The following is a 19,371-nucleotide window of genomic DNA, read 5'->3' on the forward strand; positions in this document are numbered from 1 at the left end:
GTCGGTTATGCAGGATGTGGTCAAGGCCGAGGGTGCAGTGATGCTCGGCAGTCGGTTGAAACGTCTTGCCGAACGGCTTCAGGCGGGCGCCGAGCGGATCGCCGCCGATTGCGGCCTGCCGACCCAACCGAGCCAGATGCCGCTGCTGACCGCGCTCCATCGTCACGGTCCGCTGGGCGTCGGCGAGGCGGTCGACCTGCTCGGGATCAGCCAGCCGGCGGTCACCCGCATTCTGGCGCGACTGGTGGAGATCGGCTTGGCCGAGACGAGCCGCGACGACCGCGACCAACGCACCAGAACGATCGCGCTGACCGCGCAGGGGCGTGCGGTGATGGAACAAGCGACGACCATGCTGTGGCCGCGCCTGCGCGCCGCTGTCGCCGAGCTGTGCGACATCGACGCCCTGCTCGCCCAGATCGATGCGATCGAAACCGCGCTCGCCGCGCGGCCGCTCGACCAGCGGCCGCGCGGCGGGCTACGCATCCTGCGATTCAGCGATGATCTCGCGCATCATTTCCACCGCATCAACGCGCAATGGATCGCCGAAATGTACTCGCTTGAGCCGACCGATCTCGACGTGCTGGAAAATCCGCGCGAGCGGATCATCGATCCCGGCGGCGACATATTGTTCGTCGAGGATCCCGAACTCGGCATCGTCGGCACGTGCGGGCTGCAGAAGACGGGTGAGCGCCAGTTCGAGCTGACCAAGATGGGCGTCCTGCCCGAAGCGCGTGGGCGCAAGGCAGGCGAATTCCTGCTCCACGCGATGATCGACCGCGCCTTCGCGCTGGGCTGCGATCGGCTGTATCTGCTCAGCAACGCCAAGGGCGCGGCGGGCGTACACCTCTACGAGAAAGCCGGGTTCGTCCATGACGCCGGGATCATGGAGCAATTCGGCCGCCGTTATGCGCGGACCAATGTGGCCATGCGCTATCGCGGGCCATGATCGCAACTACGGCAACGCGGCGTCGCGTTGCTCGGGCGTATCGTAGACCAGCACAACACACTTGGTCACGACTTCAAGGTCGTTCGCGCTCCGGCGCGAGTCGGCAAATCGCCAGCCGCGCTGACGTCGATACGGACCGGGTTCGTATACCGGGTCGAGGCACCCGTTGTTCTTCAAATACCTCATGAATCTCGACCGATCGAGCCAGTCGCTGCACAGGATCGGCGGCTTGCGCGCCGCCCCGGCGCACTGGGCGTTCAGCGCGGGCAGAACGTAGAGTTCGGCCAGCCTGTCCTGCACCGTGAAATGGACGCGCGGAACACCCCAGTTATAGCCGCTTTGCCGAGCGAGCCGGAACACGTCTCGACTGTCGTCGTCGTATCGCCGGTAAAAGGCCTTGTTGCGGCGCGCATCATGGATCACGTCTCGCCAATTGGCGTAGACCGACGCGCCCGGCGGGGTCAGTTCGAAACCCGCCAACCGCGAGATCATCCAGTTGAGCGACACACCGGACAGATAGCCATCGAAGGTGACGCCATCGGCGGCGGTATACGTTCCGCCAAGGTCGGCATGTGCCCCGCTGAACCACACTTCGTCGATGATGGGCGGCGGATCGTCGCTGCTGCACATCGACTGGCGATCGTACCCGCTGGCGGAAATGGGGGTGAAGTCCTTGGGACGGTTGTCGTCGAGCGACAGCGCGTGGAAGACGTAGTCGACGTTACAGAATTGATCGAGGTACGGCATCGACCGGTCTTCTTTGTCGGGGTCTGGCGTACCGTCGGGCAGCCCCATCGCCGCGACCGTGTCCCAATATGCGACCGCCGAGACGCGGGCGGGCCGCCTCGCGAGATCAAAAGCTCTCAGCACGCCGTCGACCTGCCCCATGCGCCGTATCTGGGCGGAAGGCTCCCGCTCGCGGAGGCGGCGGAACATTTTGTTCGCGTCGTAAAGCCGGTCAACGATCTTCTCGCGCTGATCGAGCGTATAGCGTCGCGCCACAAAATCGACGAGGCCGGCGCTGTAGATCATCCCCTGCAGGATACGTCCCCCAAACGCACCGCGACTGAAACCGATGACGTAGATTTCGTCGCCCGGCTGCCAACGTTCGGCGAGAAAGCGGTAGGCGTCGCGGACATCCTTTCCCATCCCCCACCCGGTCGCGAGCCCGATCGCCCGGCTGTCGCTGCCGACGCCCTCGGTATAGAAAGTCGCGATATCGTCGCGGTTCTGGTTGGCGATCAGTTCATGAAGACGGAACGCATTGGTGTGGTCGCGCGGCTCGTTTCCCGTGCCATCGATCACCACCACCAGCTTGCGATGCTTGAGCGGCACGGCGTTCGCATAATAGTCGGCGATCGAGGTGGTCGTGCACGCCGTGACCAGCATGCTTAGTATCGCTAGCAGCCCCAAGCGTAGCATCGTCGTCCCCCCTCGACATGACATTCGCCGGGCGACCGGGCAGATCAAGCGGGAAAACAATCAAAATGGCCAGAAACAAGAACGGCCAGCGGAATGCTCCGCCGGCCGTTCTTTTGTCTGCGCCGCGTGGGCAGAGCCCACGCTATTGTCGGACGGGATTCTGCCCTAGGGCCGAAATCCGCCGGCCGTTCCGATTTCGTGTCGGGAGCAGCATTCGCTGCTCCCGTCCGAAATCAGAAGTCCATGCCGCCCATGCCGCCCATGCCGCCGCCGCCCATCGGCATTGCCGGCTTGTCTTCGGGCAGTTCGGACACGGCCGCTTCGGTCGTGATCAGCAGGCCGGCGACCGAGGCCGCGTCCTGGAGTGCGGTGCGGACGACCTTGGTCGGGTCGATCACGCCGCTCTCGACGAGGTTCTCGTACGTGTCGGTCTGCGCGTTGAAGCCGCGCGTCTCGTCATTTTCGCGGAGCAAATTGCCCGCGACCACCGCACCGTCGACGCCCGCATTCTGGGCGATCTGGCGCAGCGGCGTCTCGAGCGCCTTGCGGATGATGTCGATGCCGCGGGTCTGGTCGTCGTTCGCGCCCTTCATGCCGGCCAACGCCTTGGTGGCATAGAGCAGCGCGGTACCGCCGCCGGGGACGATGCCCTCTTCGACCGCAGCGCGAGTCGCGTGCAGCGCGTCGTCGACGCGATCCTTGCGCTCCTTGACCTCGACTTCGGTCGAACCGCCGACCTTGATCACGGCAACGCCGCCGGCGAGCTTGGCGAGACGCTCCTGGAGCTTCTCACGGTCGTAATCGCTGGTGGTGTTCTCGATCTGCTGGCGGATCGCTTCGGTGCGGCCCTTGATCGCATCGGAATCACCCGCACCGTCGACGATGGTGGTGTTATCCTTGTCGATCGTCACGCGCTTGGCGGTGCCGAGCATGCCGACGGTGACGGTCTCGAGCTTGATGCCGAGATCCTCGGAGATCATCTCGCCCTTGGTCAGGATCGCGATATCCTCGAGCATCGCCTTGCGGCGATCGCCGAAGCCCGGCGCCTTGACCGCTGCGACCTTGAGGCCGCCGCGCAGCTTGTTGACGACGAGCGTGGCCAGAGCCTCGCCCTCGATGTCCTCGGCGATGATCAACAGCGGACGGCCCGACTGGACGACGGCTTCCAGGATCGGGAGCATCGCCTGCAGGTTCGACAGCTTCTTTTCGTGGATCAGGATGTACGGGTCGTTGAGTTCGACCGACATCTTTTCCGGGTTGGTGATGAAGTACGGCGACAAATAGCCGCGGTCGAACTGCATACCCTCGACGACGTCGAGCTCGAATTCGAGACCCTTGGCTTCCTCGACGGTGATCACGCCTTCCTTGCCGACCTTTTCCATCGCTTCGGCGATCTTCTCGCCGACGACGGTGTCGCCGTTGGCCGAAATGATGCCGACCTGGGCGATTTCCTTGGTCCCCGACACGGGCTTCGAACGGCCCTTGAGGTCCTCGACGACCTTGACGACAGCGAGATCGATGCCGCGCTTCAGGTCCATCGGGTTCATCCCGGCGGCGACCGACTTCATGCCTTCGCGGACGATCGCCTGCGCCAGCACGGTCGCAGTGGTCGTGCCGTCACCGGCGATGTCGTTGGTCTTCGAGGCGACTTCGCGCAGCATCTGCGCGCCCATGTTCTCGAACTTGTCCTTGAGCTCGATTTCCTTGGCGACGGTGACGCCGTCCTTGGTGATGCGCGGTGCGCCATAGCTCTTGTCGATCACGACGTTGCGGCCCTTCGGCCCCAGCGTGACCTTCACCGCGTCGGCGAGAATATCGACGCCGCGCAGGATGCGCTCGCGCGCGTCGCGGCTGAATTTTACGTCCTTGGCTGCCATGATGGCTGATCCTCAAATCTGGCGCGAAACTTCACAAACATCGCGCATATGGGAATGATAAACGGAAAGAGGTTCGGGCGACGCCCGACCGGTCGCGTCAGCCAGCACCATCGCTGGAAACAACGCCATCCTTGCTGCCGCCGTTGTTCGAGATGATCCCGAGGATGTCCGATTCCTTCATGATCAACAGGTCTTCGCCGTCGATCTTGACCTCGGTGCCCGACCATTTGCCGAACAGCACCTTGTCGCCGGCCTTGACTTCGAGCGGGTGGATTTCACCGGCTTCGTTACGGGCGCCGGTGCCGGCGGCGATCACTTCGCCCTCCTGCGGCTTTTCCTTGGCGGTATCGGGGATGATGATCCCGCCCGCGGTCTTCTCTTCAGCCTCGATACGGCGGACGAGGACGCGGTCGTGCAACGGACGAAAGTTCATTGCTAGTAACCCTCTCTAGATGGATTGCATGAGTTTGGCACTCGACTCAGCCGAGTGCCAGCAAGGCGCATATGTGGAGCGCGACGGGTCGCGTCAATGGCCTGATCTAGTTTAATTTGGTGGGGTGTGCCGGTAGCAGGCCGAGCCGCTCGCGCATCGACCAGCGCGTGACGAGCATCCCCGATACGACCGCCAACCCGACCGCGAGGCCGACCCAAATGCCGACACCTTCCCAATGTGCATGGAAGCCGAGGAAGATCGCTGTGCCGAACCCCGCCACCCAGTACCCGAATCCGGCGATCAGCATCGGCATGCGCGTATCCTGCAATCCGCGCAGGCTGCCCGCCGCGACTGCCTGCGCCCCGTCGAACAATTGGAACATCGCGCACACCGCGAGGTACTGGATCGCCAGCGCCACTTCGCGCGCATGCGCCGGCTCGCTGACATCGACATAGATGCTGACGAACAAGCGCGGCGCCAGCCAGATCGCGGTCGCGGTCAACGCCATGAACCCCGTCCCCGTGACGATCGCCGCCCAGCCCGCGCGGCCGATCCATTCGCGGTCGGCCGCGCCGTACGCCATGCCGACACGGATCGTCGCCGCCTGGGCGATGCCGAACGGCACCTGGAACGCGATCGCCGCGATGTTGAGCGCGATCGCATGCGCCGCGACCTCGACCACGCCGATCAGCCCCATCAGGAACGCCGCCCCGCCGAACAGCGCGCCCTCCAGCGTGAAGGTCAGCGCGATCGGCGCGCCCAATTTGGCGATCTCGATCAGGCGCGGCCATTCGGGCCGCCACCAGCGCCCGAACAGGCGATAGCGGCGCAGCTTGCCGTCGAACTGGAGGATCGCGGCATAAGCCAGCATCATCGCGCATGCCGTCACCACGCTGGCGATGGCCGATCCTTCGAGTCCGAGCGCGGGGAAACCGGCGTGTCCGAACACCAACAGCCAATTGCCGAGGATGCCGAGCCCGAGCGCCATCAGCGTCACGACCAGTGCCCAGCCCGGCCGACCGAGCGCCGCGGCGGCGGTGCGCATCACGCCGGCCCAGACGTTGGGCAGCATGACGAACAGCAGGATGTCGAGAAACACCCCGGTCCGCGCCGCGACACGCGGATCCTGACCGAGCCAGTGCAAGATCGTCTCGCCATGCGCGAGGACGAGCATGAAGAAGGCGCTGGCGATCGCACCCAACCACATCGCCATGCGGAACGATCGCCGCACCTCGCGCACGGCATGCGCCCGCGCGCCGAGCTCGGCGGCGATGATCGGCGCGCATGCGCCGGTGAAGCCGATCAGCGCCCACAGGATCAGGCTGAACAGGAACACGCCGAGCGTCGCCGCGGCGAAATCTACAGCGCCCAATCGCGCGACGAAGATCACATCGACCGCATAGACCGCCATCTGGAGCAGGTTCGCGCCGACCAAGGGCGCCGCCAACCGCGCAAGCGCGCGCAATTCGTCGCGCATCGTCTGCGGCGGCGGGCCGGCCAGCGGCATGAGGGCGGCTGGCGCGTCCATGGCGGGGGCGGATAGCGGAAGAAGGAGGAAAGGGCCAACCCGTGCCACAACCCCCCGTCGTCACCCCGGCCTCGTGCCGGGGTCCACTAAGCCGCTTACGCCGTTGCTCGACCCTCCAGTTCGGCGCTCGCCGCCCGGTGGACCCCGGCACAAGGCCGGGGTGACGATCATTGTCATGCACATCGCCGCGTATGCCGTATTGCTCCCCCACCACACTTGCGGCTATCGCGGGCGTGACGCGGCGCCGACATGCGGCCGCTCGAGGAGACGCACAGTGAAACTGGTTCGGGGCGCCTGGAAAATCCTGGTCGGAATCAAGGACGGACTCGTCCTCCTGTTCATGCTGCTTTTCTTCGGGGCGCTGTTCGCGGCGCTGTCGGCGAAACCCAATGGCGGCGCGATCCGTGATGGTGCGCTGGTGCTCAAGCTCGACGGCGCGATCGTCGAGCAGCCGACGACGCCGACCGCGCTGGCCGCGGCGCAGGGCGAGAGCCCCGACCACCAGTTCCGCCTTCGCGACCTGGTCCGCGCGATCGACACCGCGAAGGACGATGCGCGGGTCAAGGTGCTGGTGCTCGACCTCGACGGCTATGGCGGCGGCTATCCCGCCGCGGTGACCGAGGTCGCCAACGCGATCGGGCGGTTCAAGACATCGGGCAAGAAGGTGCTGGCCTATGCCACCGCCTATATGGACGGGTCCTATCTGCTCGCCGCCAATGCGAACGAGATCTGGGTCAACCCGATGGGCGGCGCGATCTTCGCGGGGCCGGGCGGCAACCAGCTTTACTACAAGGGGTTGATCGACAAGCTGGGCGTCAACGTCCACGTCTATCGCGTCGGTAAGTTCAAGTCGTATGTCGAGCCGTACACGCGGTCGGACCAGTCGCCCGAGGCGAAGGAGGCGCTGACCGCGCTCTACGGCTCGATCTTCGGCCAGTGGAAGGAATTGATCCACAAGGCGCGGCCCAAGGCGCAGATCGACCAGTTCCTGACCACGCCCGAGGTACCCGTCACCGCGGCGAAGGGCGACCTCGCCCAAGCGGGACTCGCCGCCGGGCTGGTCGACAAGCTCGGCGACCGCGTCGCGTTCGGCCGCCATGTGGCCGAACTCGCGGGCGAGGCGCCGAAGAAGGTCGCGGGCGCCTATGCGACGATCGACTATGACAATTGGGTCGCGGCCAATCCGATGCCGACCGGCGGCGACAAGATCGGCATCGTGACGGTTGCCGGCGAGATCGTCGATGGCAAGGCTGGCCCCGGCACGGCCGGCGGCGACACGATCGCCAAGGCGGTACTCGACGCGCTGGAACGCAAGGATTTGAAGGCGCTGGTCGTCCGCGTGGACTCGCCCGGCGGCTCGGCGTTGGCATCCGAAACGATCCGCCTCGCGGTGCTCGAGGCCAAGAAGCAGAACCTGCCGATCGTCGTGTCGATGGGCGGGCTCGCCGCGTCGGGCGGCTATTGGGTGTCGACCGCGGGCGACGTGATCTTCGCCGAGCCCAACACGATCACCGGATCAATCGGCATTTTCGGGATCATCCCGACATTCGAGAACTCGCTCGCCAAGCTTGGGGTTACGGCGGACGGGGTCAAGACCACGCCGCTCTCGGGCCAGCCCGACGTCTATGGCGGCACCAACCCGCAAGTCGACACGATCCTGCAATCGGCGATCGAACATGGCTATGCCCAGTTCCTCGGCCGCGTCGCGGCGGCGCGCAAGCTGACCCCGCAGCGCGTCGACGAGATCGGTCAGGGCCGCGTATGGGACGGCGGCACCGCGCGGCAGATCGGGCTGGTCGACCGCTTCGGTACGCTCGACGACGCGGTGGCCGAAGCCGCCAAGCGCGCGGGGCTCGACCCCAAGAACGTGTCGCGTGTCTATCTCGAAAAGAAGCCCGGCTGGTTCGCGCAATTGCTGGCGGCATGGGGCAAGGACGATGACGACAATGCCGACATGCAGGCGCGCGACGTGTTCGGCGTGATCGCCGGCGAGCGCCGCGACGTGCTGGCGCGCGCGGTCGGCGACGCCAAAAGGCTGGCCGGGGCGGCATCGGTCCAGGCGCGCTGCCTCGAATGCGCCGGGTTCAGCGATGCGCGCGCGAGCCGCGCCGACCTCAGCCTCGCGCAGATGCTGATTAAGGCGATCTGGCCGTGATCGCTCTTCGGCCCGCGCGGCCCGACGATGCCGCCGCGATCGCCGCGATCTATGCACCCTATGTCGTCACCGGCACCGTCAGCTTCGAGACCGAAGCGCCCGACGCGCGGACGATGCGCAACCGGATGGCGGCATCGGACGGGCTGTATCCGTGGATCGTCGCGACCAACGGCGAGGCGGACGGCGATGGCGTGCTGGGGTACGCCTACGCCACCAAATTCCGCGAGCGGCCGGCGTACCGCTATGTCGTCGAGACGTCGATCTACGTCGCGGGCGCGGTGCAGGGTCAGGGGGTCGGGCGGCTGCTCTATCGCTCGCTGATCGATACGCTCCGCGCGCAGGGCTTCGTCCAGGCGGTGAGCGTGCTGGCGCTGCCCAACGATTATTCGATCACGCTCCACGAAACGACCGGCTTCCGCCGCGCCGGCGTGTTGCGCGAAATGGGCTTCAAGCAGGGCCGCTGGGTCGATGTCGGCTTCTGGCAATGCGAGTTGACCGACGCAACCATCCCGCCCGCCGAGCCGAAGAAGTTCAGCGACGTCGGACTCGTCCAGCGGGGCTAATCGAGCCGCCGGTACACCGTCGTCCCGTTGACTTGCGGCAGTTCGGCCGAGCGGATTTCGGCGCGATAGGCAGTGTCGCCGATCCGCGCCCAGCGCGAGGTGATGCGAAACCGCTGCCCGCCGCTCGCGACGTAGCGGCCGTCGAACCCGAGCAGATTGCCGCGCGATTGCACCGTGCCGCCCAGGTGTCCGCCGAACGTATCGCGATAGCTGAACGCGATCGCACCGAGCCGTCCGTCCCAGCGGTACACGCTCTCCCCGCCCATCACGCGCTTGCCGCCTTCAACGACGACGTGGCGGTCGCGGATCGAGCCGTCGGTCAGCGCCACGAAGCAATGGCGGTCGATCCGCCCGGGCGACACTTGCCCCTGCCAGCAATGCCCGACGAGGAAACCGAGCGGCTGGAGCTGCGGGGTGAGCGCGGGCGCCGGCGCGGCTGCGGCCACCAGTGCGAAGCTGAGCCCGATCATGTCCGTCCGCCGCGATAGGCCGGCAGCGCGAGCTTCCAGCGGATCGCCACCGCGCGGAGCGCGAACCCGGCGAGAGTGCCGACCGTCGCTGCGACGGGCAACGGCACCCCGATCTGCCCCAGCCCGACATACAATCCAGCCGCTAGCGCCGCCGCCGTGACGTAGATTTCCGGCCTGAGCAGGATCGACGGCTCGCCCGCCAGCACGTCGCGGATGATCCCGCCGACGCACGCCGTCACCACGCCCATCAGCGCGGCGGGGACCGGCGGCACGCCGTAGCCGATCGCCTTGGCCGCGCCGAACACGGCGTACGCCGCGAGCCCCACCGCATCGAACCAGTCGAGCGCCTGCCCTCGCCACCACGCCGCCGGGGTCAGCCACACCGCGAACGCGACGATCAGGCACGCCGCAGCGGCGCGGCTGTCATGAATCCAGAACACCGGCGCGCCGATCAGCAAGTCACGCACCGTCCCCCCGCCGACGCCGGTGACGAGCGCAAAGAAGGTCAGCGTGACGATCGTCTGCCCGCGCTTCGCCGCCGCCAGTGCGCCCGAGGCGGCGAACACCACCAGGCCCGCGAGGTCGAGCCACGGCGCGATCGCCGGGAGCCAGTCAGGGGTGTGGGGAAGCATGAGTGTCGGTTAGCGTACCATCCGAAAAGACGCCATGTCGAACCATTCTCCGACCTTTGACAGCTTGATCGCGATATCGTTTGCCCGCAGTCTATTTCACCCAGGGGGGCGGATATGACCTTGAGATTCAGGCACTCCTTTCAGCTTTTTCCCGGCGTTCGGCTAAATGTCAGCGGCGGCGGCGTGAGCGCCAGCTTTGGTGTTCCCGGCGCGATGATCAACTTCGGCAAGGGTGGCGTTCGCAGCACTTTGGGCATTCCGGGTTCGGGCCTGTCATACAGTCATCAACATTGGAAGCCGGGCCATAGTGAGCCGGGGTCGCCGGACGGTGCAGGACCGGGCGGCGTATCGCCGCCTGCGCCGGGCTACACGCCTGCTTTCGCCTATCAACAGATGTTCCAGATGCGCGAAATCAACAGCGCCGCGGTAGAAGACTTGACCAGCCACAGCCTTGTCGAACTGCATGAATTAATCGCTCAGGCGCGCGCGCAAAGGCAGGAGGTGGAAAACGACCTAAAAGAGGCAGGTGGCCTGTTGGATCGCGACACGGCCGATCTGGATCGCCGGAGCCGCAGCCTGTTCCGCATGTTTTACAAGCGCCGAATCGCGGAGCTCCAGGAAAGCGTTCCCGAAACAGAAGCGGAAATTGCCAGGCTGGAAGAATGGAAGGCGAGCACGCACATCCCGCTCAGCTTCGAAACGTCCGACGACGCCAAACGCGCTTACGGTAGTATGGTTCGAGCATTCGACACCCTGAGAGGCAGCAACAGGATCTGGGACGTCACCTTTGATCGCGACGTTCATCGCGTCATCGAAAGATCGTCCGCTTCGCGAACCTTGGACCGACGCCCTGTCGATGTCGATTTCGCGTCTTCCGACCTGATCCAATTCGAGGGACGCGCACTACGTTTCGGCAACGTCAATGGCGAGGATATACTCATTTTTCCGGGCATCGTGTTGATGCCGCGCGCCGATGGCGCATTTGCGATAATTGATCTTCGTGAAGTTCAGTTAGATTTCCAGTTTCAAAACTTCATCGAAGAAGAGCCGGTGCCGCCGGACAGCAAGGTTGTCGGTCAGACATGGGCTAAGGTAAACAAGGACGGATCGCCCGATCGCCGCTTCAACGGCAATTATGTCATTCCGATCGTCGTGTATGGAAAAATACTCTTCACCAGCTCCGGCGGGGTGAAAGAGGAGTATCAATTTTCGAATGCCGAGGCTGCAGCCGAGTTCGCCCGAGCTTTCGAAGCCTACAAAGCCGCGCTCAGCATCTAAAACGCAATTGGGGAGCCGGTCTTGCGACCGACTCCCCTGTCGCCGGACTTCGATCCGCTTGGCTTTCCCGAAGGTCGGCCCGCGCCATCTGGTTTCGGCGGCTCGCTACATCCGTGCTGCTCCGAAGAGCGGCGCCAGGTTTCGCGGGTTGCTCGGTTGCGTCGGCCCGAAGGCCCACGCAACTCTGCGGTTTCGCTCCGTCCGGACGATCCGAAAACCATCCTCGCTTCGCCCGCTCCACAAGAAACGGCCCGAGAGCCTTTTCCGCTTCGCGGTCGCTTTGGTCGGTTCGCCCGAAGGCTCCCCTTCCGCCGCTCGCTCCGCTCTCACCGCCCGAAGGCGCTTCCAGCGTCACGATTTGCTCCACCCCAATCACCCGAAAGCGATCCGAATCTCGCGCCGGTCCACCAGTTTGATCCGAAGATCCACCAAGCTTTCCGGTTCGGTCGTCGGGGCCGGGCGCGATCATCCGAAGAGTCTCAGCATTCCCGGCCACCGGCGGCCTCACAAAGTCTCGATGCCGAAGCATCTCCTCCTTGCGTCGTCGCCTCGGCTCCTTCCGGCTTCGCCGTTTGACGGGCGTCCCCAGCGGCTTTCCGCTGCAACTCACGACCGCTTTGTCCGAAGACTCGTCGATCGTGTGCGGGCCATCGGTTTGCAATGCCCGACCGGCTCGCTTGCGCGCTCCGGACCGGACCTAGCGGGGGCCGATGTCCCAACCTCGAAAGCATCATCTTCGCCTTGCGGCTCGGCTGACATTCTCGAAGATCAAGTCCTTGAACAACCATCCGATTTCTCGGCGAGTCACCCTCAGTCTCGATGTCATCAAGCTGTCACCTAAACCGAGTCGCGCCAAGCACGAAACGCCGTCCTGCCCCTGTGGATAACGTGGATATCGTGCACAGCGATCCCGCCTCCCTCGGCACCCGCGTTTCCGGCTAAATTCGCCGGCGATGCAACTTTGCGGCGCGCAAGGACGTTACGCTCCCGGCATTGATACAAAGCAAAGGGAATTTCGACATGCGTAAACTCATGCTCACGATCGGCGCCGCCACCATGGCGGTCTCGACGATGGTGCTGCCGGTTTCGTCCGCGCAAGCGCGCAAGCATTATTACAAGACCTATCGCGGCAATAACGGCCGCACCTATTGCACGCGGTCGGGCGGCACGACGGGCGCAGTCGTCGGCGGCGTCGGCGGCGCGGTACTCGGCAACGGCATCGCCGGCCGTGGAGACAAGCTGCTCGGTACGGTTGTCGGCGGCGTTGCCGGCGCGTTCGGCGGGCGGGCGATCGACCGCACGATCACCGCAAAGCGCCGCTGCCGCCGTTAAGATCTACGCCGTCTGATGGCGGAATACCGGAAGGGGCGCGGTCGGCCGATCGCGCCCCTTTTCGCTTTTTGGGAGAGATGAGATGACGACACGCAGCGGTTCGGCCCGATACGACGGATTGGGCAAGGAGGGCGTCGGTCACGTCTCGACGCAGTCGGGGGTGCTTTCCGACCAGAAATACGGGTTCGACACGCGGTTCGGCGACGAGCCGGGGACCAATCCCGAGGAATTGATCGCCGCCGCGCACGCCAGTTGCTTCACGATGGCGCTGAGTTTCGCACTCGCGCGTGAAGGGTTCAGCGAGGGCACGCTGGAGACAACCGCCAAGGTAACGCTCGACAAGCAAGGCGAGGGCTTTGCGATCACGCGGTCGGCGCTGACGTTGAACGCGACCGTCGCCGGGATCGACGCCGACCAGTTCGCGCGGATCGCCGCCGATGCCAAGGCCAATTGCCCGGTGTCGAAGCTGCTCAATGCCGAGATCACGCTCGATCACACACTGACCGCCTGACGCGGTCGCAAGGCCCGGTGCGAGCCGGGCCTCGCCTTATGTCAGCTGCCGGTCGCGGCGGGCGCGCCATTGACGTATTTGATCGTCACGAACGACGCGTCGCACATGTTCACCGCCGGGAATACCGCCGAACTGTCATCAGCGAACGTCGCCTTCACTTCCCATTTGCACTGCGTACCGGTCTTGTCGAAATGGATCGTGGTCCGACCGGCTACCTTGATCGGCTTGGGCTTTTCGCCCTCCTCGACCTTGTTGGGCTGCCATTGGCTGGCGCCGGCCGGCGACACTTCGATCAACTTGATCTCCTTGCCGGTGCTGTTGGTCAGGATGAAGTTCCAGGCATCGGCCCAAGCCGGAGTGGCAAACCCCAACATCGCGACTGCGACCGCCATTGCATAGCGCATCGTACGTCCCCCCGTGGCTCCCGCCGGAGTGCGGACGGGCGCGCGCGGACAGTCTATCGGATTCGGGGGGCGGGCGGCAAGAAGGAACCTTGCGACCGCCTTTGGGCAATCGACCGCCCGCCGCCGTAGGCCGTTCTTAACCACTTCGCGGGCATGACGAGCCCGATCGATCGGAGTTTCGTCGCGTGACCATCCGCCTTGGTTTTCTCGCCTGCCTTATCCCGCTTGCGCTCGCCGCATGCGGGACCAAGCCTGCGCCCGAGAGCAACCTGGACTCGCTCGATGCCGAACTCGCCGGCAATACCGCGAACACCAGCGACCCGGCCATGCGCAGCGCGCTGCAGGACCAGATCATGGTCGATCCCGCGCTCGCCGGCCAATCGAACGCCGACACCATTCGCCCACCGCGCCAGCCCTATTCGGGCGCGATCCCGCCCGATTCGGTCGCCGGCGGCAAGACCGACGGGACGATGACCGCGAGCGGATCGTCGTCATCGGGCGGCGGCAGATCCACCCCTGCCCCCTCGGGCGATTGCCCGCAGTGCAAGATCAAGGACGATTCGGTCACGCTGAGCGCGCTCGCCAGCCGCCAAGCCGACAGAAACACCGCGAAGTGTGCGCGCAGCCTGCAATATTCGACCGGCTGGGTGCAGCGCCTGCCAGCCGATCTGCCGCTTTATCCCGACGCGCGCGTGGATGAGGCCGCCGGCGCGGCGGCCAACGGCTGTCGCTTGCGGGTTGTCAGTTTCTCGACCGGCGCCTCGATCCAGACCGTGCTCGACTATTATTACGGCCGCCTCACCGCCGCCGGCTATTCGGCCGAGCATCAGGCCGATGACGGCCAGCACGTGCTGGGCGGCACCCGTGGCCGAGATGGCGCAGCGTACGTTATTTATCTCGAAACGCGCGGCGATGGGCGAACAGAGGTGGACTTGGTCGCAAATAACGGGAACTGAATGCCCCGTCATCGCTTCTAACCGCTTCAGCACCCACGCGAGGCCGCCTACCCGATAACGGACAGCATAGGCAGCGCAGTTCGCGTGGGTGCTGAAAATGAGGGCCACGCGCAAGCGCGGCCCTCACTCCCGCGGAGGCGGGAGCCCGGAGCCACCAGGGTCAGCGTTTGTGATCCTGAACCCCCGCCTTCGCGGGGGAACGGCAGGATTGAAAACACGCCGGTTTGTGTCCCACCCCCCCGCCCGCTACAGGCGCGCAATGAACTTCCTTCTCGTTATGATCGGCGGTGCCGTGGGCAGCGCGGGCCGCTATGCGGTCGGCAAGCTGACGCTCGACACGCTCGGCCCGAATTACCCGTGGGGAACGCTGGCCGTGAACCTGATCGGCGGGTTCCTGATGGGGCTGCTCGCGGGGATGCTCGCGCGCACCGGCGGCAGCGAGCATAGCCGTCTGCTGATCGGGGTCGGCCTGCTCGGCGGGTTCACGACCTTCTCCGCTTTCTCGCTCGACGCCGCGCTGATGATCGAGCGCGGGCAATGGGGGGTCGCGATGACCTATGCCCTGATTTCGGTGATCGGGTCGGTACTCGCGCTGTTCGGCGGGCTGTATCTGGTTAGGGCCGTAGCATGAGCGACATCCGTACCTTCACCGTCGCGCCCGATGACGACGGCATCCGGCTCGACCGCTGGTTCAAGCGGCATTTGCCCGACACCAGCTTCACCACGGTCGCCAAATGGGCGCGCACCGGGCAACTGCGCGTCGATGGCGCGCGCGCCAAGCCGGGCGATCATGTCGCGCTGGGTCAGGTGTTGCGTGTCCCGCCGGTCGAGCCCGAACGCCAAGACGCCAAGCCCAAGCGCGAGCGTCCGCCGCTGTCGGACGAGGAGGTCGCGTTTGCGCGCGATATCGTGATCCATCAGGACGCACAGGCGTTCGTGCTCAACAAACCCCCGGGGCTCGCGACGCAGGGCGGGACCAAGACGACGCAGCATGTCGATGGCCTGCTCGACGCGCTGCAATATGACAATGAAGGCCGGCCAAAGCTTGTCCACCGGCTCGACAAGGACACGTCGGGCGCGCTGCTCGTCGCGCGCACCAGCCGGGCTGCCGCCTTCTTCGCCAAGACTTTTTCCGGACGCAGCGCGAAGAAGGTCTATTGGGCACTGATCGTCGGCGTGCCGTCGATCGAGGACGGGATGATCGACTTGCCGCTGGCCAAGCAGCCCGGCACCGGCGGCGAGAAGATGCACGTCGACGAGGCCGAGGGGATGCCCTCGCGCAGCCGCTATCGCGTGATCGAACGTGCCGGCAATTCGACTGCGTGGGTCGAGCTGACCCCCTATACCGGCCGCACGCACCAACTCCGCGTCCACATGGCGGCGATCGGCCACCCGATCGTCGGCGACGGGAAATATGGGGGTCCGGCGGCGTTTCTGACCGGCGGAATCAGCCGCAAAATGCACCTTCATTCGAGGCGGATCGCAGTCGATCATCCCGATGGCGGCAAGATCGACGTCGAGGCCGAACTGCCGCAGCATTTCGCCGACAGCCTGGCGCAACTCGGGTTCGACCAGATGCTCGGCAACATGATGCCGATCGACGATCCGCAACCGCCGACCCGAGCCGAGCAAAAGACCCGCGCCAAGCAGCACGCCAAAAACATTCGCAAGGACCGCAAGGGCGAACGCCGCAACCGCGGCGCGGTGGAGGCGCCGGGCCGCGGGGCGTCGCGCGGGACAAAGCCGGGTGCGAAAAAGCCAGGTGTGAAGAAGCCAAGCCCCAAAAAACGCCCATGATCGCTTTTCGCAAATGGGGATTGATCCATCGCCCGGTCAGCGTGATCGGCTGGGTCATCACGATCGCCGCGATCGCGTTCATGGTGCAGGTGTTTCTGGCGATCGATGCGCGATCGCATTCTAATACCGACACGCTGTACGGCATCTATCCATTCTGGGGCGTGACGTTCCTCGGCTGGGAATGGCTCGCGCGTCGGCTGTCGTCCGACTGATGCATCCCAATTCCGCCTTTCGCTGGGAAGACCGCGCCGCGATGCGCGCGTTGGTGAGCGAGCTCGGGTTCGGCCAGCTGTTCGCAGCGACGCCCGATGGGCCGCGCGTCGCGCAGGTGCCGGCGGTGTGGCTCGACGACGACACGCTCGGGCTGCACCTGGCGCGCGGCAACGGCATCCTGCGGCATCTCGACGGGGCGACCGCGTTGTTCTCGGCACTCGGCCCCGACGGCTATATCAGCCCCGATTGGTACGGTCTCGGCAACGACCAGGTGCCGACCTGGAATTATGTCGCGGTCGAGCTGGAAGGCACGATGCGCAAGATGAATCATGACGCGCTGGTTGCGCAGATCGATCGGCTGTCCGCCGAACAGGAAGCCAAACTCGACAAGCCGCCATGGACGCGCGGCAAGATGGACCCCAAGCTGGTCGATAAGATGACGACCGCGATCGTCGGTTTCCGGCTGGAGATCGCCGCGTGGCGCGGGACGATCAAGCTGGGCCAGAACAAGCCTGAAGCCGCGCGGCTCGCCGCCGCCGATGGCGCGGAGGCGTCGGGGCGACGCGGCATCGCGCATTGGATGCGCAACGCGTGACGCGTCTCGCGATCTTCGACTGTGACGGAACATTGGTCGACAGCCAGGCGAACATCTGCCGCGCGGTGGAGGATGCCTTTACCGAGGCGCGCGTCGCGGTGCCGCCGCGCGACGCGATCCGGCGGATCGTTGGGCTGAGCCTGGTCGAAGCGATGCAGGCGCTGGTGCCCGACGCCGGCGACGCGGATCATCGCACGCTGGCGCAAGGCTATAAGGACAAGTTCGTCGCGATGCGGGCGAGCGGCGCGCTGGACGACGAGCCATTATTCAACGGCATCGCCGAGCTGGTCGCGACGCTTGCGTCCGACGGCTGGTTGCTCGGCGTAGCGACCGGCAAGTCCAACCGCGGTCTCGCGCACGTGCTCGCCGCGCATAACCTCGCGCACCATTTCGTCACGCTGCAGACCGCCGACCGCCACCCGTCCAAGCCGCATCCCTCGATGATCGAGGCGGCGATCGCCGAGGCTGGGGCCGACCCGGCGACGACCGCGATGATCGGCGACACCAGTTATGACATGATAATGGCGACCAACGCCGGCGTGCGTGCGGTTGGCGTCGGCTGGGGCTATCACCCGCCGGAGGAGCTGACCGCGGCGGGCGCGCACGCCGTGGCGCTTGCCGTCGCCGATCTGCCGCACCATCTGGAGGCCCGATGACCGACAATCCCACCCCCGCAATTGTGCGCAACCGCTTCCTCATCATCAACGCCGCGCGGCTGGCCGGGATTGCCGGCGCGGTGCTGGGCATTGTCCTGATCGGGCGGTTCGAGCAAATGCCGCTCAAGTTGCTCGGCGCGGCGATCGTGCTGTCGTCGATCTACATGTCGTGGACCATCCCCGCGGCGCTGGCACACCGCTGGGCGACGCCGGGCAACGTCCGGACCAATCGGCGGCGGCCCCCCAAGCTCCCCAAATGAAGCGATTCTGGCAGGACGTCGGTATCGACGCTGAGCGCGGCATACGGCTCGACGGCAAGCCGGTGCGCACGCCCGGACGCTTGCCGCTGGTGTTGCCGACCGATGCGCTCGCAGAAGCGGTGGCCGACGAATGGCGCCGCATCGTTGGTGAGATCGACCCGCGCGCAATGCCGCTGACCGGCCTCGCCAACGCCGCGATCGAGCGCGTCACGGCCGACCCGGCGCTGTTCGCCGCGACCATCGCCGCTTATGCCGAAAGCGACTTGCTCTGCTACCGCGCCGAACAGCCCGTGCCGCTGGTCGAGCGTCAGGCGGAATTATGGAATCCCCCCCTCGCCTGGGCGAGCCAGCGCTACGACGTGCATTTCGCCATCATTGCCGGGATCATCCACCAGCCCCAGCCGGACGCAACTATCGAGCGGCTGGCGGTCGCGGTCGCGGTGCGCGATCCGTTCGAGCTTGCCGGCCTGTCGCCGATCGTGACGATCACCGGGTCGCTGGTGCTCGGCCTCGCGCTGATGGAGGGTGCGATGGAGGCGGAAACGGTGTGGGCGGCCGCCAATCTCGACGAGGACTGGCAGGCCGAGCAATGGGGTATCGATCCGCTGGCGGTTCAGGCGCGCGAAGTCCGGCGGGCCGAGTTCGACGCTGCGGTGCGCTTCCTACATCTCCGGCAAGCGGCGGATGAAGCCGATCATTCCGCGCTGGCGTGAGCGCTTGAGCCGCTCTGCCGTCAGGATCGTCTGGACGCACTCGTAGCAATCGTCGAGATCGTCGTTGACCAGCACATAGTCGTAGCCGTCCCAGTGGCTGACCTCCGACAAGGCCCGGTCCATGCGGCGGTCGATGATTTCCTGGCTGTCGGTGGCACGCTTGTCGAGCCGCGCGCGCAATGTCTTGAGCCCCGGCGGAAGAATGAAAACGCGGACGACGTCGCCACCGGCGAGCTGGAACAATTGCTGCGCGCCCTGCCAATCGATGTCGAACAATATGTCCCGGCCGTTTTCGAGATCCTTGAACACCGTCTCGCGCGGGGTGCCATAGCGTTCCTCGAATACGCGTGCCCATTCGAGGAACTGGTCGTCCTCGACCATCTGGCGGAACACGTCCTTGGTGACGAAATGATAGTCCTTGCCGTCGACTTCGCCCGCGCGGATCGGGCGCGTCGTGTACGACACCGACATCTTGAGTTTGTTGCGCTCTTCCTTGAGCAGCCGGTTGGCGATCGTCGATTTGCCCGCGCCCGAAGGCGACGACAGCACGAACATCAAGCCGCGGCGCTTGAAGCTCTTGGGTTGCGACGAGCGGTGATCGGCCATGCGCGCCTTTGGCGTGGGGGACCG

The 19,371-nt window shown here is 65.6% G+C and carries 22 protein-coding genes; 14 read left to right on the plus strand and 8 right to left on the minus strand.

The annotated features are described in order from the left end of the window. The first annotated feature begins 7 nt into the window (after positions 1 to 7). Positions 8 to 946, plus strand: coding sequence for a bifunctional helix-turn-helix transcriptional regulator/GNAT family N-acetyltransferase (locus tag JWM94_RS11870; protein WP_299426990.1), 939 nt, complete (start codon positions 8 to 10; stop codon positions 944 to 946). A 6-nt stretch (positions 947 to 952) separates the two neighbouring features. On the opposite strand, the gene JWM94_RS11875 is transcribed toward JWM94_RS11870, so the two are convergent. The 4 genes from JWM94_RS11875 to JWM94_RS11890 form a co-directional block, all read right to left on the minus strand. Then, positions 953 to 2,335: a DUF2235 domain-containing protein gene (locus JWM94_RS11875; protein ID WP_299426993.1), complete on the minus strand. Its 1,383-nt coding sequence runs from the start codon at positions 2,333 to 2,335 to the stop codon at positions 953 to 955. A 266-nt stretch (positions 2,336 to 2,601) separates the two neighbouring features. Next, positions 2,602 to 4,245 (minus strand): chaperonin GroEL, encoded by a 1,644-nt coding sequence (gene groL / locus JWM94_RS11880; protein WP_299426996.1) that lies wholly within the window; start codon positions 4,243 to 4,245, stop codon positions 2,602 to 2,604. A 97-nt stretch (positions 4,246 to 4,342) separates the two neighbouring features. Then, on the minus strand, positions 4,343 to 4,678 hold the full coding sequence (gene groES, locus JWM94_RS11885) for a co-chaperone GroES (protein WP_299426999.1): 336 nt from the start codon (positions 4,676 to 4,678) through the stop codon (positions 4,343 to 4,345). Between the two features lie 106 nt (positions 4,679 to 4,784). Continuing rightward, positions 4,785 to 6,185, minus strand: coding sequence for an MATE family efflux transporter (locus JWM94_RS11890; protein ID WP_299427002.1), 1,401 nt, complete (start codon positions 6,183 to 6,185; stop codon positions 4,785 to 4,787). Between the two features lie 295 nt (positions 6,186 to 6,480). Between JWM94_RS11890 and sppA the strand changes: the two genes are divergently transcribed. Together sppA and JWM94_RS11900 are read left to right on the plus strand one after the other, a co-directional pair. Next, positions 6,481 to 8,361: a signal peptide peptidase SppA gene (sppA, locus tag JWM94_RS11895; RefSeq protein ID WP_299427005.1), complete on the plus strand. Its 1,881-nt coding sequence runs from the start codon at positions 6,481 to 6,483 to the stop codon at positions 8,359 to 8,361. Next, the gene (locus JWM94_RS11900) at positions 8,358 to 8,924 is read left to right on the plus strand and encodes a GNAT family N-acetyltransferase (RefSeq protein ID WP_299427008.1); all 567 of its coding nucleotides are present in this window, start codon (positions 8,358 to 8,360) and stop codon (positions 8,922 to 8,924) included. The genes sppA and JWM94_RS11900 overlap by 4 nt, the downstream gene beginning before the upstream one ends. Here the strand turns inward: JWM94_RS11900 and JWM94_RS11905 are convergent. After that, the gene (locus JWM94_RS11905) at positions 8,921 to 9,394 is read right to left on the minus strand and encodes a hypothetical protein (protein ID WP_299427011.1); all 474 of its coding nucleotides are present in this window, start codon (positions 9,392 to 9,394) and stop codon (positions 8,921 to 8,923) included. The genes JWM94_RS11900 and JWM94_RS11905 overlap by 4 nt on opposite strands. Further along, the gene (locus JWM94_RS11910; RefSeq protein WP_299427014.1) at positions 9,391 to 10,026 is read right to left on the minus strand and encodes a trimeric intracellular cation channel family protein; all 636 of its coding nucleotides are present in this window, start codon (positions 10,024 to 10,026) and stop codon (positions 9,391 to 9,393) included. The genes JWM94_RS11905 and JWM94_RS11910 overlap by 4 nt, the downstream gene beginning before the upstream one ends. Before the next feature lie 114 nt (positions 10,027 to 10,140). Here JWM94_RS11910 and JWM94_RS11915 point away from each other — a divergent pair, with 114 nt between their 5' ends. From JWM94_RS11915 to JWM94_RS11925, 3 genes are all read left to right on the plus strand, one after another. Further along, on the plus strand, positions 10,141 to 11,304 hold the full coding sequence (locus JWM94_RS11915) for a DUF4236 domain-containing protein (protein WP_299427017.1): 1,164 nt from the start codon (positions 10,141 to 10,143) through the stop codon (positions 11,302 to 11,304). A gap of 1,020 nt (positions 11,305 to 12,324) precedes the next feature. Next, the gene (locus JWM94_RS11920) at positions 12,325 to 12,636 is read left to right on the plus strand and encodes a glycine zipper 2TM domain-containing protein (protein WP_299427021.1); all 312 of its coding nucleotides are present in this window, start codon (positions 12,325 to 12,327) and stop codon (positions 12,634 to 12,636) included. Positions 12,637 to 12,718: 82 nt separating this feature from the next. Then, entirely contained in the window at positions 12,719 to 13,147 is a 429-nt protein-coding gene (locus tag JWM94_RS11925; RefSeq protein ID WP_299427024.1) for an OsmC family protein, read from the plus strand. 41 nt (positions 13,148 to 13,188) lie between these two features. Here the strand turns inward: JWM94_RS11925 and JWM94_RS11930 are convergent, their stop codons facing one another. Beyond that, on the minus strand, positions 13,189 to 13,551 hold the full coding sequence (locus tag JWM94_RS11930) for a hypothetical protein (protein WP_299427027.1): 363 nt from the start codon (positions 13,549 to 13,551) through the stop codon (positions 13,189 to 13,191). A 185-nt stretch (positions 13,552 to 13,736) separates the two neighbouring features. Here JWM94_RS11930 and JWM94_RS11935 point away from each other — a divergent pair, with 185 nt between their 5' ends. The 8 genes from JWM94_RS11935 to JWM94_RS11970 all read left to right on the plus strand — a co-directional run bounded on the left by JWM94_RS11935 (position 13,737) and on the right by JWM94_RS11970 (position 18,741). Then, positions 13,737 to 14,507 carry a hypothetical protein gene (locus JWM94_RS11935; RefSeq protein ID WP_299427030.1) on the plus strand — a complete coding sequence of 257 codons (771 nt, stop codon included), beginning with the start codon at positions 13,737 to 13,739 and terminating at the stop codon, positions 14,505 to 14,507. Positions 14,508 to 14,766: 259 nt separating this feature from the next. Beyond that, positions 14,767 to 15,138 carry a fluoride efflux transporter CrcB gene (gene crcB / locus JWM94_RS11940; RefSeq protein WP_299427033.1) on the plus strand — a complete coding sequence of 124 codons (372 nt, stop codon included), beginning with the start codon at positions 14,767 to 14,769 and terminating at the stop codon, positions 15,136 to 15,138. Continuing rightward, on the plus strand, positions 15,135 to 16,304 hold the full coding sequence (locus JWM94_RS11945; protein WP_299427036.1) for an RluA family pseudouridine synthase: 1,170 nt from the start codon (positions 15,135 to 15,137) through the stop codon (positions 16,302 to 16,304). Before crcB ends, JWM94_RS11945 begins: the two co-directional genes overlap by 4 nt. Next, positions 16,301 to 16,516 (plus strand): hypothetical protein, encoded by a 216-nt coding sequence (locus JWM94_RS11950; RefSeq protein ID WP_299427039.1) that lies wholly within the window; start codon positions 16,301 to 16,303, stop codon positions 16,514 to 16,516. Before JWM94_RS11945 ends, JWM94_RS11950 begins: the two co-directional genes overlap by 4 nt. Further along, positions 16,516 to 17,112 carry an FMN-binding negative transcriptional regulator gene (locus tag JWM94_RS11955; RefSeq protein WP_299427042.1) on the plus strand — a complete coding sequence of 199 codons (597 nt, stop codon included), beginning with the start codon at positions 16,516 to 16,518 and terminating at the stop codon, positions 17,110 to 17,112. The genes JWM94_RS11950 and JWM94_RS11955 overlap by 1 nt, the downstream gene beginning before the upstream one ends. Next, positions 17,109 to 17,768 (plus strand): HAD-IA family hydrolase, encoded by a 660-nt coding sequence (locus JWM94_RS11960; protein ID WP_299427045.1) that lies wholly within the window; start codon positions 17,109 to 17,111, stop codon positions 17,766 to 17,768. The genes JWM94_RS11955 and JWM94_RS11960 overlap by 4 nt, the downstream gene beginning before the upstream one ends. Further along, a complete protein-coding gene (locus JWM94_RS11965; protein ID WP_299427047.1) occupies positions 17,765 to 18,028 on the plus strand; it encodes a hypothetical protein in 264 nt (87 codons plus the stop codon). The genes JWM94_RS11960 and JWM94_RS11965 overlap by 4 nt, the downstream gene beginning before the upstream one ends. After that, on the plus strand, positions 18,025 to 18,741 hold the full coding sequence (locus JWM94_RS11970) for an ATP12 family chaperone protein (RefSeq protein ID WP_299427049.1): 717 nt from the start codon (positions 18,025 to 18,027) through the stop codon (positions 18,739 to 18,741). Before JWM94_RS11965 ends, JWM94_RS11970 begins: the two co-directional genes overlap by 4 nt. Here the strand turns inward: JWM94_RS11970 and gmk are convergent. Then, on the minus strand, positions 18,691 to 19,347 hold the full coding sequence (gene gmk, locus JWM94_RS11975; protein WP_299427051.1) for a guanylate kinase: 657 nt from the start codon (positions 19,345 to 19,347) through the stop codon (positions 18,691 to 18,693). The two genes, JWM94_RS11970 and gmk, sit on opposite strands and share 51 nt — an antisense overlap. Between the last annotated feature and the right edge of the window lie 24 nt (positions 19,348 to 19,371).

This window comes from Sphingomonas bacterium, assembly GCF_028289855.1.
Lineage (GTDB): Bacteria > Pseudomonadota > Alphaproteobacteria > Sphingomonadales > Sphingomonadaceae > Sphingomonas.

What these genes read in the sequence shown, in the direction of transcription:
- JWM94_RS11970 (WP_299427049.1), top strand. Translation starts at nt 18,025, where the DNA reads ATGAAGCGATTCTGGCAGGACGTCGGTATCGACGCTGAGCGCGGCATA.
- JWM94_RS11925 (WP_299427024.1), top strand. Translation starts at nt 12,719, where the DNA reads ATGACGACACGCAGCGGTTCGGCCCGATACGACGGATTGGGCAAGGAG.
- crcB (WP_299427033.1), top strand. Translation starts at nt 14,767, where the DNA reads ATGAACTTCCTTCTCGTTATGATCGGCGGTGCCGTGGGCAGCGCGGGC.
- JWM94_RS11950 (WP_299427039.1), top strand. Translation starts at nt 16,301, where the DNA reads ATGATCGCTTTTCGCAAATGGGGATTGATCCATCGCCCGGTCAGCGTG.
- JWM94_RS11890 (WP_299427002.1), bottom strand. Translation starts at nt 6,185, where the DNA reads ATGCCGCTGGCCGGCCCGCCGCCGCAGACGATGCGCGACGAATTGCGC.
- JWM94_RS11910 (WP_299427014.1), bottom strand. Translation starts at nt 10,026, where the DNA reads ATGCTTCCCCACACCCCTGACTGGCTCCCGGCGATCGCGCCGTGGCTC.
- JWM94_RS11905 (WP_299427011.1), bottom strand. Translation starts at nt 9,394, where the DNA reads ATGATCGGGCTCAGCTTCGCACTGGTGGCCGCAGCCGCGCCGGCGCCC.
- JWM94_RS11930 (WP_299427027.1), bottom strand. Translation starts at nt 13,551, where the DNA reads ATGCGCTATGCAATGGCGGTCGCAGTCGCGATGTTGGGGTTTGCCACT.
- JWM94_RS11965 (WP_299427047.1), top strand. Translation starts at nt 17,765, where the DNA reads ATGACCGACAATCCCACCCCCGCAATTGTGCGCAACCGCTTCCTCATC.
- JWM94_RS11875 (WP_299426993.1), bottom strand. Translation starts at nt 2,335, where the DNA reads ATGCTGGTCACGGCGTGCACGACCACCTCGATCGCCGACTATTATGCG.
- JWM94_RS11870 (WP_299426990.1), top strand. Translation starts at nt 8, where the DNA reads ATGCAGGATGTGGTCAAGGCCGAGGGTGCAGTGATGCTCGGCAGTCGG.
- JWM94_RS11915 (WP_299427017.1), top strand. Translation starts at nt 10,141, where the DNA reads ATGACCTTGAGATTCAGGCACTCCTTTCAGCTTTTTCCCGGCGTTCGG.
- gmk (WP_299427051.1), bottom strand. Translation starts at nt 19,347, where the DNA reads ATGGCCGATCACCGCTCGTCGCAACCCAAGAGCTTCAAGCGCCGCGGC.
- groES (WP_299426999.1), bottom strand. Translation starts at nt 4,678, where the DNA reads ATGAACTTTCGTCCGTTGCACGACCGCGTCCTCGTCCGCCGTATCGAG.
- JWM94_RS11920 (WP_299427021.1), top strand. Translation starts at nt 12,325, where the DNA reads ATGCGTAAACTCATGCTCACGATCGGCGCCGCCACCATGGCGGTCTCG.
- groL (WP_299426996.1), bottom strand. Translation starts at nt 4,245, where the DNA reads ATGGCAGCCAAGGACGTAAAATTCAGCCGCGACGCGCGCGAGCGCATC.
- JWM94_RS11945 (WP_299427036.1), top strand. Translation starts at nt 15,135, where the DNA reads ATGAGCGACATCCGTACCTTCACCGTCGCGCCCGATGACGACGGCATC.
- JWM94_RS11955 (WP_299427042.1), top strand. Translation starts at nt 16,516, where the DNA reads ATGCATCCCAATTCCGCCTTTCGCTGGGAAGACCGCGCCGCGATGCGC.